Source organism: Pararhodonellum marinum, from assembly GCF_015354735.1.
Classification (GTDB): domain Bacteria; phylum Bacteroidota; class Bacteroidia; order Cytophagales; family Cyclobacteriaceae; genus Pararhodonellum; species Pararhodonellum marinum.
Window position 1 is genome coordinate 1 of the sequence record NZ_JACEFJ010000053.1, and the last position, 522, is coordinate 522.

1 protein-coding gene is annotated in these 522 nt (G+C 54.0%); it reads right to left on the bottom strand.

The features are described from left to right. A partial coding sequence (locus tag H1A14_RS23095) for a DUF7507 domain-containing protein (protein WP_194778680.1) occupies window positions 1–501 on the bottom strand: 501 nt, incomplete at its 3' end. Window positions 502–522: the final 21 nt, after the last annotated feature.

A 522-nucleotide genomic window follows, 5' to 3' on the forward strand; every position in this document is an offset into this window, starting at 1 on the left:
CACCGTCACATCGGTCAGATCCACCGTGCCGTTGTTCCTTACCGTGATGGTGTAGACGATCTCGTCACCTTCCTCAGCATAGTTGCTTACATTCGCGGTCTTGGTCACCTCGATGCTGCCACCGTCCACGATGCCCTCAAGGGTTACCGTTATGCTGTCGGTGCCTTCAATAGTATCTCCGTTCGGATCGGTGCCCTCGGCACTTGCCGTGTTGGTGATACTGCCGTTGGTGATGTCAGCTGCGGTGACAATATAGGTCTCGGTAAAGACCTGCTCGCTGTTCGCTGCAAGAGTCGGAATGGTGGTGTCCAGTCCTGTCAATGGATCGGTTACCGTTACATCCGTAAGATCAACCGTTCCGTTGTTTCTCACCGTGATGGTGTAGACGATCTCGTCACCTTCCTCAGTATAGTTGCTTACATTCGCGGTCTTGGTCACCTCAATGCTGCCACCGTCCACGATGCCCTCAAGGGTTACCACTGCAGAGGCACTGCCTTCCACTAGGTCTCCGTTTGGATCAAC